The following is a 14,185-nucleotide window of genomic DNA, read 5'->3' as shown; positions in this document are numbered from 1 at the left end:
AATGAAACAGGCAAGCGCAATACCTCAGCCCAAAACATACGGACCTTTAAAAAATCTTCCGCATCTGGAAAAAGAACAGCTTTCTCAATCCTTATGGCGGATAGCTGATGAATTGGGACCGATTTTCCGTTTTGATTTTCCGGGAGTATCCAGTGTTTTTGTGTCCGGCCACAATCTTGTGGCTGAAGTGTGTGATGAAAACCGCTTTGACAAGAACCTTGGCAAAGGCTTGCAAAAGGTGCGTGAGTTCGGGGGAGATGGCTTATTTACAAGTTGGACGCACGAACCGAACTGGCAAAAAGCCCACCGCATTTTGCTGCCGAGTTTTAGTCAAAAAGCGATGAAAGGCTACCATTCTATGATGCTGGATATCGCAACCCAGCTGATTCAAAAATGGAGCCGGTTAAACCCTAATGAAGAAATTGATGTAGCAGACGATATGACACGTCTGACGCTTGATACGATTGGGTTATGCGGGTTTAACTATCGATTCAACAGCTTTTACCGTGATTCACAGCATCCGTTTATCACCAGTATGCTCCATGCCTTAAAAGAGGCGATGAATCAATCGAAAAGACTAGGTCTGCAAGATAAGATGATGGTGAAAACGAAGCTGCAGTTCCAAAAGGATATAGAAGTCATGAACTCCCTGGTTGATAGAATGATAGCGGAGCGAAAGGCGAATCCGGATGAAAACATTAAGGATCTCTTGTCTCTCATGCTTTATGCCAAGGATCCAGTAACGGGTGAAACGCTGGATGACGAAAACATTCGATACCAAATCATCACATTTTTAATTGCTGGACATGAGACAACAAGCGGGTTGCTATCCTTTGCGATTTATTGTCTGCTTACACATCCGGAAAAACTGAAAAAAGCTCAGGAGGAAGCGGATCGCGTGTTAACGGATGACACGCCTGAATATAAACAAATCCAGCAGCTCAAATACATTCGGATGGTTTTAAATGAAACCCTCAGACTGTATCCAACAGCTCCGGCTTTTTCTCTATATGCGAAGGAGGATACTGTTCTAGGCGGGGAATATCCGATCAGTAAAGGGCAGCCAGTCACTGTTTTAATTCCAAAACTGCACCGGGATCAAAACGCTTGGGGACCGGATGCGGAAGATTTCCGTCCGGAACGGTTTGAGGATCCTTCAAGTATCCCTCACCATGCGTATAAGCCGTTTGGAAACGGACAGCGCGCTTGTATTGGCATGCAGTTTGCTCTTCAAGAAGCGACAATGGTTCTCGGTCTTGTATTAAAGCATTTTGAATTGATAAACCATACTGGCTACGAACTAAAAATCAAAGAAGCATTAACGATCAAGCCGGATGATTTTAAAATTACTGTGAAACCGCGAAAAACAGCGGCAATCAATGTACAGAGAAAAGAACAGGCAGACATCAAAGCAGAAACAAAGCCAAAAGAAACCAAACCTAAACACGGCATACCTTTACTCGTTCTTTACGGTTCAAACCTTGGGACAGCTGAGGGAATAGCCGGTGAACTGGCTGCTCAAGGCCGCCAGATGGGCTTTACAGCTGAAACGGCTCCGCTTGATGATTATATCGGCAAGCTCCCTGAAGAAGGGGCAGTCGTCATTGTAACGGCTTCTTATAATGGGGCGCCGCCTGATAATGCTGCCGGCTTTGTAGAGTGGCTGAAAGAGCTTGAGGAAGGCCAATTGAAAGGTGTTTCCTATGCGGTATTCGGCTGCGGGAACCGGAGCTGGGCCAGCACGTATCAGCGGATTCCCCGCCTGATTGATGACATGATGAAAGCAAAGGGGGCATCGCGTTTAACAGCGATTGGGGAAGGTGACGCCGCCGATGATTTTGAAAGCCACCGTGAGTCTTGGGAAAACCGCTTCTGGAAGGAAACGATGGACGCATTTGATATTAACGAAATAGCCCAGAAAGAAGACAGGCCTTCATTATCGATTACTTTTCTCAGTGAAGCGACGGAAACGCCGGTTGCTAAAGCATATGGCGCGTTTGAAGGGATTGTGTTAGAGAATCGAGAACTCCAGACAGCTGCCAGCACGCGTTCAACCCGCCATATTGAATTGGAAATTCCGGCTGGTAAAACATATAAAGAAGGCGATCATATCGGAATCCTGCCAAAGAACAGCAGGGAGCTTGTTCAGCGGGTTCTCAGCCGATTCGGTTTGCAGTCCAATCATGTGATAAAAGTTAGCGGAAGCGCTCATATGTCTCATCTGCCGATGGATCGGCCGATCAAAGTAGCGGATTTATTGTCGTCCTATGTAGAGCTGCAGGAACCGGCATCAAGGCTTCAGCTTCGGGAGCTGGCCTCTTATACAGTCTGTCCGCCGCATCAAAAAGAGCTGGAACAGCTCGTTTCAGATGATGGCATTTACAAAGAGCAGGTACTTGCAAAACGTCTTACCATGCTTGATTTTTTAGAGGATTATCCTGCTTGCGAAATGCCGTTTGAACGGTTTTTAGCACTTTTGCCATCACTAAAACCGAGATACTATTCCATTTCAAGCTCACCGAAAGTTCATGCAAATATCGTGAGCATGACGGTAGGAGTTGTGAAAGCCTCAGCATGGAGCGGCCGAGGTGAATACCGGGGTGTTGCCTCTAATTATTTAGCAGAATTGAATACAGGTGATGCAGCAGCCTGTTTCATTCGTACACCGCAGTCCGGATTCCAGATGCCGGATGAGCCTGAAACGCCTATGATTATGGTCGGGCCGGGCACAGGAATTGCGCCATTCAGGGGCTTTGTTCAGGCAAGATCGGTTTTGAAGAAGGAAGGAAGCACCCTTGGTGAAGCACTTTTATACTTCGGCTGCCGCCGTCCGGACCATGACGACCTTTACAGAGAAGAGCTGGATCAAGCGGAACAGGACGGTTTGGTCACAATCCGCCGATGCTACTCGCGCGTCGAAAACGAACCAAAAGGATATGTCCAGCACTTGCTCAAGCAAGATACGCAGAAATTGATGACACTCATTGAAAAAGGGGCTCATATTTACGTATGCGGTGATGGATCGCAAATGGCTCCTGATGTAGAGAGAACTTTGCGATTGGCATATGAAGCTGAAAAAGCAGCAAGTCAGGAAGAATCAGCTGTATGGCTGCAAAAGCTGCAAGATCAAAGACGTTATGTGAAAGACGTTTGGACAGGAATGTAAAATATAAAATCCCGCCAATCTGATTGGCGGGATTGCTTTGCATATGAGAAAACCGGCACGATAATGAAATCTACTGAAAAGGATGTTATAGGGAGTATCGCGCCGGCCTTATTATTCATATCGGCATGCAGAGGCAAAAGTTTAGTTCTTTTTACCTTGTTTTTAAAAATAAATAGTCTGAAAGTCTTGTTTTTGATTTTCGACTCAGGCTTTTGGCATTTTGTTCTTTCTTATTCCTTAAGATCAGTCATCTGTTGAAGATTGATGCTTGAATTGCTGTTCCACATGCTTACGGTAATGAAAGTCATGAATCAGCCGAATGGTCGGCCTGATTAACAGCAGCAAACTTCCGATCGCAAACAGCCATATCCCTGCCGACATTAACCGGTCATAAAAAAAGAAAAAACTTCCAACGAGAAACATAGCACCGATGATAAAATCGTTTACTGTATAAAGAACCTTATATCGTTTTTTGAAAAAAAGCTCATATCGTTTCAACTCTTTTTGGATGTCATGTTCTTCATTTCCTTTCATTATCATCCCTCCATTCAATTTTGGCTTACCCTTACGTAAACGGCATGTAAACATAAGGGCTGCCTTGCTGAAAGGAGACATAATCAACGATCAGAAACTAAAGTGAAAAAGTAATCCGCATAGGATCTCTTTTTTACGATTTCATCGCCTGAACAATAAGAGCAGTCAAAGCTTTTGCCCCTTTAGGAACCAAGTGAACACCATCAGGGGTAAAATATTCCGGATGCTGAAGAGCTTCTGTATGCCAGTCAACTAACGTAACATGTTGATGTGCGCTTGCCTGGCGCTGTAAAGACTCATTAACCTTGCTTTCCCATTGGCGGGGAACCCGTGTATTGACAAGATAGATATGAGCTTTTGAGAAAGATTGAAGCAGTTGTTCGATTTGGCTGTTTGTAAAGTAGCCATTGGTTCCAAGCTCAATGATAACAGCCTTGTTCGGCTGATTAAAAGACTTGTATTCCCTTGTGAGTTCCAAAGCTTGAGACATTTGTCTCCCCACCTTTCCATCAATCGTCACATTTGAAAATGACTGACGCAGATGTGAAGAAATATCAAGCATGACGGAATCTCCTATAGCTAAAACTTCTTTCGCAGTGTCTGCTGGTTTTTTCTGCTGTTGGGATTGCGTGTCTTTCTTTTTATGAGTCTCTTGCCCACTATCTTTGTTTTCCTTTTGACCCTGATTGGAATCTGTTGTCTTTTGTTCAGGATTGTGTTTTTTATCTGCTGCAGCGTTCTTTTTATCCCCAGAAGCCTGGCTGGTGTCAGCATTTGTTTCTTGTGAGCTATAGGTCCATTTGGTAGGGTGCTTTTGCTCGCCGGCTAGCCCTGACAGCCCGCCTGCAAAAATAAGTATAGCGAAAATGATGAAACCAATTGACATTTTGCTGATGACAGATGTCGTTTTCCATTCCTTGATTCTATGTATAAAAACACGGCGGAAAAATGACCTAAATCCCTGTGTCCGTATCGGCTTCTCAATAAAATGGTAGGAAAGCTCGGCAAGTATACATGTCACAATGACCTTTAGCACGATATGCCAAAAAACAGGGTTTCCGATTTCTTGAACTGGCGTGCTTAACACAATAACAGGGTAGTGCCAAAGATAAATTCCGTAAGACCTCGTTCCAAGCCACCGAAGCGGCCTCCATGAAAGCAGATTGCCTAAAAAGCTGCTCGGATGGCAAACACATGCAATAAGGATTGCGGCAGTCACGCTAATGAATAGCATTCCGCCTCTGTAAAGAAAAGGCTCGTATTCATCTGTGAAATAGACACACAACACTAAAATACAAAATGCCGAAAATTCAGTGGCGTGCAAAGTGTGCTTCAGTTTGCTAGGCAGCCTGTTGGAAGACAGCCTTTTCATCGGCCATACCAAAGCCAAGGCACATCCGATGAGAAGTCCAAACGAACGAGTGTCTGTGCCATAGTAAACGCGGCTCGGATCTCCGCCAGGTTCATACAGTACGCTCATCATCACGGCTGAACAAAGCGCAAGCAATGATATCACCGCAGCCAATCTGGCGCGGCTTTTCATTATGTACATTCCAACAACTAAGAACATCGGCCATATGATATAAAATTGTTCTTCAATCGCCAGCGACCAAAGGTTTTTTAGAGGTGATGGGGAACCGAAACTATCAAAATATGATAGCTTGTGAAAAATAAACCACCAATTGCTCATATAAAAGAGAGAAGAGATCGCATCTCCACGTACAGTGTGCAATAGTTCTCGATCAAACAATACGACCCACACAACAGTGGAAAAGATCATAAGGTACGCTGCCGGCAGAAGCCGCCGAATGCGGCGCACCCAAAAATCCCGAAAATCAAGATTGATATCATTTCCATATGCCGGTAATAGAATAGATGTAATCAAATATCCGGATAAAACAAAAAAGATATCAACTCCGATAAAACCACCGTTAGCCCAATTGAAATTTAGGTGATAAGCGATAACTGACAGGACGGCAAAAGCGCGAAGGCCATCAAGTCCAGGGATGTATCGATGATGCTCTGTCTTGTGATACATGGGTATTCCTCCAATAGTATGCAAATATTCTCGTTGTTTGTGATAGCGAGGTTACGACCTCGAATAGAGAAGAGAGAAAACATCCATAATCTTAGATGGATGTTTTTATTTTATCGAATATAACGTTCTCCCACGAGCAAGTTTGAAATGACGCCGGTTGGAATTGTAAACTCTGTAACGCCCATATAGCCGGGGGCGACTTCATATTCGTCAAATGAGATCACAAGTTTATGGTCTTCAGTAATGTAAAACGTCTGATCAGGAAGAATCGTTTTGAACGGTTCTGCATCTTCGTCAGTGAGCCAATATATTTTATTTGGATCTTCCTTCATTTGCTGTTTCATTTGTTCTTTGATGTTTTGACTGATGACTTTGATATAGCGCTCATCTTTGAATAAGCTTTTTAATGTAAGTAAAATATCATTCTTTTTGTCAATTGTAATATAACGGCTTTGTGTGTAGGAAGATGCTTGTGTTGTTTCAATATTGCGCCGGATAGAGAGTAAATCTGGCGTGTCTGTGACCGTCTCGTAATCACTGTAGATGCTGAGATGCCCTTTTTTGTTTTTGGATGTGGACTGTATAAACTCTTTATACAGCTGCTGGCTTTCTTTCAAGTATTTCTGGTTAATGCTGTTTTCAAGCTCTTTATTAGAAAGCCCGGACAAAGCAGGTGTTTTGACATCAATGCTTGATTGGTCTTTTTCCTCTTTGATTTCAATAAAGGTGATCGCTTTGACGATTTTGCCGATGACAGGGATCTTGGACATAGCCTGAGCGGCGTCCGGGTTGATATTAACAAGCGCAGTGAATAAAATAGCTGCAGCGATTGCTGCTGATGTCGGCCACATGACGATTCTTTTCTTTTTTGGTTCTTGCTGAAGGGCTTTTTCAACAATGATATCCAATTCTTTAGGAATCTGAACATTTTTATATTCTTCTCTTAATTGCTGTAATCTCTTATCCATTAAGAAAGATCCTCCTTCGTCAATTGAATGCGCATCAGCTTCAATGCTCTGTATAGGCGCGTTTTGACGGTATTCGTGTTTTCTCCTGTAATTTCCGCAATTTCTTCTAATTTGAGGTCTTCAAAAAAACGTAAAATAATAACGGTTTTATAGCGGTACGGCAATTCGTCAAGCGCTTCATAGAGATCAGTATCCTTGTAATGGTCTTCCTTTCCTTTGCTTAAAAATTCTATCGTTTCGTCGTCCATCACTCTTATCTTTTTTTGTTTGCGCAAAAAATCAATGGCTGTCCGCACTAAAATTTTATAAAACCAGCTTTTTATCGTCTCAGGGTTCCTGACCGTTTCAACTGAGCTCAGCGCTTTTTTTATCGATTCCTGAACAATATCTAATGCGTCATCTTGATTTTTCACATAACTGAAAGCCAACCTGTAGAAATCTTGCTTATGGTCAGTTATGCATGTGACAAGCAACGCTTTTGTTGTTTGTTTTTTCTTCATTGCAATAAAGGGCTCCTTTTTGAATATACGTATATCGTAGGCTGTTACCTAGGATAGACGCGGCAGGCTGAAAAATAGTTTGCGCAGAATCACATTTTTTTAAAAGAGAGAAGTAAATCAGCATGGGGGGTTTATGCATAAAAAAACAAGGCTTGTTTTGTACAAGCCTTGTTTTGGTTAAGCGATGCGAATATTATTCCAAATAATGTTTTTTGAAATCTGAATGGATAGAAAATTTACGGCGCAACTGGATGAGATTTTTCCCGAAGCTCTCTTCTAAAAGCTCTCTATGCTTTTTCAGAATTTCCATGAGGTACAGATCATGAATGATCACTTCAGTAATAGGCATGACTAAACCTACATGCATCGTCCATGCAGCACGGCTGTCATTGCCAAGTGAGACAATGCCCGCTACTACTTCTGAATCATCTCCGCTATAGACAAGCCACCGTCCGTCATACTCTTCTGTAATTTCACTGCTCATATCATGAAGGTAAACATTGGAAAAATCAGATACGATGTCTCCGTACGCAATAATGGTGACAATAACGCCTTGATCTGCCGCCTGTTTGAGCTCTGATTCTATCTCCTCAAAATCCTCTTTCCATATTTCTAAGAGGATTCTTTTTTTGGCGGATAAGATACAAGCCTTCACCTTTTCAAGAATTTCACTGCGGCCGGTGATATTCCAGATGTTTTCCCGGTCATTAGCAGTCTGCTCGAACTTTTCAAAATATTTCTCAGCCTGATCAAAATGCTCTTCCGCTTTGAGCCGGCGGTTTTTAATCAGTTCTTTTGCGGGGACTGGAACATACTGAGGCGTATTTCCATGACTGACAAAAACATCTCCCCTTATGACAAGGCTTTCCAATACTTCATAAATTTTAGAACGGGGCACTCCGGATTTTTTGGCAACGGCATAGCCTGTTAAAGGTGATTCTTGCAATAATGCCAAATACGCTTTCGATTCATATTCTGTAAAATTGAGGTTTTTTAAAATGTCTAACATATTTTCTTTCATATATCCTCCAATATAAAGAGCAATCGCTGCCTTAGTAATCGCTATTTTAACAAACCATATTGATTTATTCCAAACGCATTGATACACTTTTATAAGTAGTTACTTTTGTAGTCACTATATGATTGAAGGGATTTTTTAAAGGGGGAGAGAACAATGCACAGCTTACTCGCATACATACCGATTGCTGCCATGATGGTTATCATGCCGGGGGCAGATACGATGCTTGTGATGAAAAATACGCTTAGGTATGGCCCGAAAGCCGGCCGTTATAACATTCTCGGATTGGCAACAGGACTTTCCTTTTGGACGGTGATTGCCATTTTAGGATTATCAGTGGTGATCGCAAAGTCAGTGATTCTTTTCACAACGATCAAATATTTGGGAGCGGCATACTTAATTTATTTAGGTGTAAAAAGTTTTTTTGCGAAAAGTATGTTTTCGTTAGATGACATGCAATCCCAAGCAAAAAATATGGCAAGTTCTCCGAAACGTTATTATAAAACTTCCTTTATGCAGGGATCACTCAGTAACATTCTCAATCCTAAAACTGTTTTGGTGTATGTTACAATCATGCCCCAATTTATCAATTTGAACGGAAATATAAACCAGCAGCTCATTATTTTAGCTTCAATCCTAACCTTATTAGCGGTGTTGTGGTTTCTGTTTCTTGTTTATATTATTGATTACGCAAAAAAATGGATGAAAAACTCAAAGTTCCAGAAAGTGTTTCAAAAAATTACCGGAATAATATTAGTAGGTTTCGGCATCAAAACTGGTTTGAGTTAACACTTAAATGAAATTTGAAACCAAAGTTTAATTTAGTGTTTGGCCCTATAAAAAAGACAAGGGAGTGAGTATCCCTTGTCTTTTTTATTTCACCTTATGTCCTCTGCGGGTTTGCACCTTATACAAAATAATCAATAAAACAAACCAGACCGGGGTGACAAACAAAGCAATACGTGTATCATTTGCCAGTGCCAATATGACAAGAATGAACCCGAGAAATGCAAGTGTTAAATAGTTGGATAATGGGTAAAAAGGCATTTTAAATTTGTTTGCTTTCGCTTCATGCTGCCTTGTTTTTCGATATTTCAAATGGCAAATCACCGTGATGCCCCAAATAAAAATGAAGCATATTGTAGAAACACTTGTAATCAGTGTGAAGACTTGCTCAGGCATTAAATAATTCAGACTAACGCCAATCAGAATGGCGACGGATGAAAAGAACAGCGCATTGCTTGGCACGTTAGAAGAAGTTAATTTCTTTAATAGTCCAGGTGCGTGATGATCCTTTGCAAGTGAATAGACCATTCGGCTTGTGCTGAATAAAGCGCTATTTGCAGCTGACGCGGCTGATGTTAATACAACAAAATTGATCAAACTGGCAGCCACAACGATGCCTACTGCAGAGAAGACCTGAACAAATGGGCTTTCGTTTGGATTCAACACATTCCAAGGATAGATACACATAATCACGAAAAGTGCGCCAACATAAAAAAGTAAAATCCGGACAGGGATTTGATTGATGGCTTTAGGGATCACTTTTTGGGGATTTTCTGTTTCACCTGCTGTCAGTCCAACCAGTTCAATACCCACGAAAGCGAAGACAACCATTTGGAACGATAGGATAAACCCATGCCATCCATTTGGGAACATGCCGCCGTGGCTCCAAAGGTTGGTGAGGCTGGCAGGGCCGGAAGCTGCGGAAAAACCTTTCGCAATCAGGAGAATACCAGTTACGATCAGAGCCAGTATGGCAATGACTTTGATCAATGCAAACCAAAATTCTAATTCTCCGAAAAGTTTAACGGTGGCAAGGTTCATGATCAGCAGGATAATAAGCGCAAGAAGACCCGGCAGCCATTGAGGCACATCGGGAAGCCAATATTGCGTATAAATGCCGACCGCCGTTAAATCAGCCATCGCGAGGGAAATCCAACAGAACCAGTAGGTCCACCCAGTGATAAATGCTGCCATGTTTCCTAAATAGTCCCTTACAAAATCAACAAAAGAGTGGTATCCCGCATTTGATAAGAGCAGTTCTCCGAGCGAACGCATAATGAAAAAGCAAAATACGCCGGTGATCAAGTAAGCAAATAAAATGGATGGTCCTGCGAAATGGATGGATTTACCTGAACCTAAAAATAAACCTGTACCGATTGCACCTCCAATCGCCATTAATTGTATATGCCTGTTTTTAAGGCCTCTAGACAATTTCTGTTGCTGGCCAAAATTGTCTTTGCTAGAATTGCCTATCAATTTTATTTTCCTCCAGTAATAAAAAGATGAGTAAAGTTTTATCGGATATTATAACATTTAAAAGAATAGATACTTTTATTTTTAAATTTTAAAACTATTTTAAGTGCTGTTACATGTCTTGTGGCTCTATTTTTACTCGTGATTCTACCTGAATAGCAGAGTAAAACAGGAAAGTCATTTGGACAATCTGACAGGCTAGTTTTAATCGGTAACGATTTGTATAATTGCATACCCACTATGTTTGAGGCCTGCAGGGGGGATCAAATCGAGAGAATCGGAGATAAAGTTTTTAAGCTTACAGATTCCTTAACCTCCAATGTGGATTGCAAAAATGACGAAGTTTTGCAAATTGTAATACTGTGGCGGTCACATAGAGTGTTCGTCTTTTTAGTTGTGAACGAACTTAAGGGGTTATATTTGGGTAATTTGTCATGATCTATAAGATTCATTTTTTGTCATTGATGATTTTGACATCATTACATTCCCCGAGAATGATAAACTGTTTACTGATTATTACTTTTGAAGGGGACTGGCCCTCTAGAACTGAGCATCTATCATACTAATATGAGATGCAAATGATTCAACATGTAAACATATACGCATAAAAGCCAGCTTTGTCAATCTGCTATAGAGACCTTTTTAAACGTGTATCAGCAGATAATCTCAACGCGGACTATAAAGTTTCGAAATATTCTTGTTAATGGCTTATCTAATAAGGACAAAGGATGATAGACGTGAGAAGAATAGATAAAATATACCATCAGCTCAAGCATAATTTTCATGATTCAACCTTAGATCATCTTTTAAAAATACAGGGGAATTCAGCAAAGGAGATTGCCGAGCAGCTGAAAATGGAGCGGTCCAATGTCAGCTTTGAATTGAACAATCTCGTCCGGTCCAAAAAGGTCATCAAAATTAAAACGTTTCCTGTAAGATACATCCCAGTCGAGATAGCAGAAAAATTATTCAACAAGAAATGGGATACAGAGATGATGGAAGTGAAAGACCTTCAGGCGTTTTCCGGAAATTCAAAGCAAAATCATCAACACATTTCCACGAATCCCCTAGAGCTTATGATAGGGGCAAAAGGGAGTTTGAAGAAAGCGATCTCCCAGGCAAAAGCAGCTGTCTTTTATCCGCCGAACGGTCTGCATATGCTCCTCCTAGGGCCGACTGGTTCCGGTAAATCCCTTTTTGCGAACCGAATTTACCAGTTTGCCATTTACTCTGACATATTGAAGGCCGGCGCACCATTTATTACATTTAACTGTGCAGACTACTACAACAACCCTCAATTATTGCTTTCTCAATTATTCGGACACAAAAAAGGTTCATTTACAGGTGCTGCCGAGGATAAGGCGGGTTTAGTCGAACAGGCCAATGGGGGCATTCTTTTTATGGATGAAATCCACCGCCTCCCTCCCGAGGGACAAGAAATGCTGTTTTATTTTATTGACAGCGGTTCTTATAACAGGCTTGGAGAATCTGAACATAAACGAACATCGAACGTATTGTTTATTTGTGCGACTACAGAAAATCCGAGTTCTGCACTATTGAAAACGTTTTTGCGAAGAATCCCAATGACCATTCATATTCCTTCGCTTGAAGAACGATCGCTTAAAGAAAGAGTGGATCTGACGACGTTTTTATTAGGGAAAGAAGCAGAGCGAATTAAGAAGAATCTGAGTGTGCATATCGATGTCTATAATGCGCTTATTCACTCTGCGAAATTTGGAAATGTCGGACAGCTGAAATCAAATGTCCAGTTAGTTTGCGCACACGGATTTTTGCATAACCTTGACAGAAATGAAGTTATTGAACTGACTGTTCGCGATCTGCCTGATGAAATCAAGCAAGAATGGATGTCCAGCAGCAAAAACATGCAAAGAAGCAAAGCCATTTCTGAATATGTCAATATTACAACGATTATCTCTCCGATTGTAGAAGATGAAACAACAAAAATTGACGAAGACCTCTCATTTAACTTATATCATTTGATTGAGGAAAAAGTGAAAACGCTTATGAAAGAAGGTTTATCCAAAAAGGATATTAACCAATACATCTTGACTGATGTCCATTTGCATGTCAGAAGTTTTTTTCATCATCAAGCTTTTCAAAAAGACAGCCTGCTGACATTCGTTGAAGATGACGTGATTCAAATGACAAAACAGTTAAAAGAAATAGCTGAACATGAGCTGGATTGCACATTTGACCGTAAGTTTATTTATTTCTTGAGTATGCATATTGACGCATTTTTAAAGCGAGGAAAGCAAATTGATGTTTTGAATACACAGGAGACGGATGAAATTCGTGATACCCATGTGAAAGAATATCGGGTGGCGATGATTTTTAAAGATAAAATTCAGGAATATTTTAAAGTGGCTATTCCTGAAATAGAAGTCATCTACTTAACGATGTTAATCCATTCCATCAAATCGTTAAAGGAGAACAAAAGAGTCGGTATCATCGTGGCTGCGCATGGAAACAGCACGGCGAGTTCGATGGTTGAAGTCGCGACAGAACTGCTAGGGAGCACGCCGATTGCAGCAGTCGATATGCCGCTTTCTGTTTCACCTTCGGACATTCTTGAATGCGTAGCAGAAAAAATGAAACAGGTTGATGAAGGTGAAGGTGTTTTAATGCTGGTAGATATGGGGTCGCTTGCAATGCTGGAAAGCAGGCTGGAGGAAAAGACAGGAATTTCCATTAAAACGATCAGCAATGTTACGACTTCAATGGTGCTGGATGCTGTCAGAAAGGTCAACTATTTGAATTTAAATTTGCATGCGATCTATCAATCGGTCACGAAGGATTTTATCGAGTTGTGGGAGCGTCAGCCAGCGGCACCCGGCAAAAAGAAGGCATTGGTATCCATCTGCACCACGGGCAGCGGGACGGCGAAAAAGCTGGAAGACATTCTAACCACGATCGTAAACAAGGCCTCCGATACACCGATTCACATATTGACCGTATCATCGATTAAGCTGGCCAACAGCATAAAAGAAATCGAAAAAGAGTATGAAATCCTTGCGACAGTCGGAACGAAAGACCCTAAAATCAATGCTCCGCATGTATCTTTAGAAGTGTTAATTGAAGGGGAGGGAGAGAAGCTGATTCAACAGGCGATTACAAAAGGAAGCATCCCCTTGAGCAATGGATTGAACGAAGCAAATATGATTGTCAGGGAGCTTTGCGAGGATAGCCTGAAAAAATACCTTGTCTTCTTGAATCCCTACCATGTGATCGAAATGTTATTGGAGTGGCTGCAAACCGTTCAAGATGAGCTGGGGGTCATTTTCAATAATGCGGTTTTGATCAAAGTCATTATGCACACGGCTTTCGCCTTTGAAAGGGTAATTAAGCAGAATCCGATCGCTTTCTCAGAGGAAGAAGAGATCAATGATCAGCTGAAGGAAATGGTGTACGTGACAGAGCGAACATTAGCCCCTTATGAAGAAAAGCTCGGACTTCGCATAAGTGATGATGAAAAATTATTTATAGCCGCCATATTTGCTGAAGAAGTGCATGGCCAGCTGTTTTAAAAACAGTTTTTTCATATGAACCTGTATTAAATGGAACACCATTTTAATACAGGTTTATTTTTTTCGTTTTAAGTGTTTCAACAACAAATTGCTATTGGCTGAAATAACAATGAAAACGCTTAACACAACTGTGTTGGCACGATCCTTGCATTATATA

Annotated in this window: 9 protein-coding genes and 1 pseudogene; 3 read left to right on the top strand and 7 right to left on the bottom strand. The window is 41.4% G+C overall.

Annotation, left to right across the window (positions count from 1 at the left end; genetic code table 11):
- Position 1 precedes the first annotated feature (1 nt).
- Positions 2-3,166 (top strand): bifunctional cytochrome P450/NADPH--P450 reductase CypB, encoded by a 3,165-nt coding sequence (gene cypB / locus MKX71_RS13480; RefSeq protein WP_339231212.1) that lies wholly within the window; start codon positions 2-4, stop codon positions 3,164-3,166.
- A gap of 243 nt (positions 3,167-3,409) precedes the next feature.
- Here the strand turns inward: cypB and MKX71_RS13475 are convergent, their stop codons facing one another.
- The 5 genes from MKX71_RS13475 to MKX71_RS13455 all read right to left on the bottom strand — a co-directional run bounded on the left by MKX71_RS13475 (position 3,410) and on the right by MKX71_RS13455 (position 8,227).
- Positions 3,410-3,700 carry a YrhK family protein gene (locus tag MKX71_RS13475; protein ID WP_004398584.1) on the bottom strand — a complete coding sequence of 97 codons (291 nt, stop codon included), beginning with the start codon at positions 3,698-3,700 and terminating at the stop codon, positions 3,410-3,412.
- Positions 3,701-3,833: 133 nt separating this feature from the next.
- The gene (gene oatA, locus MKX71_RS13470) at positions 3,834-5,738 is read right to left on the bottom strand and encodes a peptidoglycan O-acetyltransferase OatA (RefSeq protein WP_339231211.1); all 1,905 of its coding nucleotides are present in this window, start codon (positions 5,736-5,738) and stop codon (positions 3,834-3,836) included.
- A gap of 110 nt (positions 5,739-5,848) precedes the next feature.
- Positions 5,849-6,706: an anti-sigma-V factor RsiV gene (rsiV, locus tag MKX71_RS13465; RefSeq protein ID WP_003229823.1), complete on the bottom strand. Its 858-nt coding sequence runs from the start codon at positions 6,704-6,706 to the stop codon at positions 5,849-5,851.
- Entirely contained in the window at positions 6,706-7,206 is a 501-nt protein-coding gene (gene sigV / locus MKX71_RS13460) for an RNA polymerase sigma factor SigV (protein ID WP_198878605.1), read from the bottom strand. Before sigV ends, rsiV begins: the two co-directional genes overlap by 1 nt.
- Positions 7,207-7,399: 193 nt before the next feature.
- On the bottom strand, positions 7,400-8,227 hold the full coding sequence (locus MKX71_RS13455; protein WP_339231209.1) for a TrmB family transcriptional regulator: 828 nt from the start codon (positions 8,225-8,227) through the stop codon (positions 7,400-7,402).
- Between the two features lie 153 nt (positions 8,228-8,380).
- On the opposite strand from MKX71_RS13455, the gene MKX71_RS13450 reads away from it, so the two are divergent.
- Positions 8,381-9,013: a LysE family transporter gene (locus tag MKX71_RS13450; protein WP_014477480.1), complete on the top strand. Its 633-nt coding sequence runs from the start codon at positions 8,381-8,383 to the stop codon at positions 9,011-9,013.
- An 84-nt stretch (positions 9,014-9,097) separates the two neighbouring features.
- Here the strand turns inward: MKX71_RS13450 and MKX71_RS13445 are convergent, their stop codons facing one another.
- Together MKX71_RS13445 and MKX71_RS13440 are read right to left on the bottom strand one after the other, a co-directional pair.
- Positions 9,098-10,486, bottom strand: coding sequence for an amino acid permease (locus MKX71_RS13445; protein WP_256682906.1), 1,389 nt, complete (start codon positions 10,484-10,486; stop codon positions 9,098-9,100).
- Positions 10,487-10,524: 38 nt separating this feature from the next.
- Positions 10,525-10,664 (bottom strand): annotated as a pseudogene (locus MKX71_RS13440) (hypothetical protein).
- Between the two features lie 556 nt (positions 10,665-11,220).
- On the opposite strand from MKX71_RS13440, the gene levR reads away from it, so the two are divergent.
- Positions 11,221-14,028: a transcriptional regulator LevR gene (gene levR, locus MKX71_RS13435; protein WP_339231207.1), complete on the top strand. Its 2,808-nt coding sequence runs from the start codon at positions 11,221-11,223 to the stop codon at positions 14,026-14,028.
- Positions 14,029-14,185 lie beyond the last annotated feature (157 nt).

The organism is Bacillus sp. FSL M8-0071 (assembly GCF_037975455.1).
Taxonomy (GTDB): Bacteria; Bacillota; Bacilli; order Bacillales; family Bacillaceae; genus Bacillus; species Bacillus subtilis.
This window is presented reverse-complemented; position numbering and strand designations above follow the sequence as displayed.

Excerpts from the sequence above, each read along its gene's own strand:
- cypB (WP_339231212.1), top strand. The coding sequence starts at position 2 with ATGAAACAGGCAAGCGCAATACCTCAGCCCAAAACATACGGACCTTTA.
- MKX71_RS13475 (WP_004398584.1), bottom strand. The coding sequence starts at position 3,700 with ATGAAAGGAAATGAAGAACATGACATCCAAAAAGAGTTGAAACGATAT.
- oatA (WP_339231211.1), bottom strand. The coding sequence starts at position 5,738 with ATGTATCACAAGACAGAGCATCATCGATACATCCCTGGACTTGATGGC.
- rsiV (WP_003229823.1), bottom strand. The coding sequence starts at position 6,706 with ATGGATAAGAGATTACAGCAATTAAGAGAAGAATATAAAAATGTTCAG.
- sigV (WP_198878605.1), bottom strand. The coding sequence starts at position 7,206 with ATGAAGAAAAAACAAACAACAAAAGCGTTGCTTGTCACATGCATAACT.
- MKX71_RS13455 (WP_339231209.1), bottom strand. The coding sequence starts at position 8,227 with ATGAAAGAAAATATGTTAGACATTTTAAAAAACCTCAATTTTACAGAA.
- MKX71_RS13450 (WP_014477480.1), top strand. The coding sequence starts at position 8,381 with ATGCACAGCTTACTCGCATACATACCGATTGCTGCCATGATGGTTATC.